Origin of the sequence: Staphylococcus gallinarum, from assembly GCF_000875895.1 — a bacterium.
GTDB lineage: Bacteria > Bacillota > Bacilli > Staphylococcales > Staphylococcaceae > Staphylococcus > Staphylococcus gallinarum.
Genome location: NZ_JXCF01000187.1, coordinates 1 through 364 on the forward strand (window position 1 = coordinate 1; position 364 = coordinate 364).

General features: G+C 48.9%; 1 rRNA gene. It reads right to left on the bottom strand.

The features are described 5' to 3' along the window. Positions 1 to 364, bottom strand: a 23S ribosomal RNA gene (locus tag SH09_RS14000); the annotation flags it as partial.

The following is a 364-nucleotide window of genomic DNA, read 5'->3' on the forward strand; positions in this document are numbered from 1 at the left end:
TTCTAAGCGCTCCACATGTCCTTGCGATCATGCTTCAACGCCCTTAGAACGCTCTCCTACCATTGTCCTACGGACAATCCACAGCTTCGGTAATATGTTTAGCCCCGGTACATTTTCGGCGCAGTGTCACTCGACTAGTGAGCTATTACGCACTCTTTAAATGATGGCTGCTTCTAAGCCAACATCCTAGTTGTCTGGGCAACGCCACATCCTTTTCCACTTAACATATATTTTGGGACCTTAGCTGGTGGTCTGGGCTGTTTCCCTTTCGAACACGGACCTTATCACCCGCGTTCTGACTCCCAAGTTAAATTGATTGGCATTCGGAGTTTGTCTGAATTCGGTAACCCGAGAAGGGCCCCTC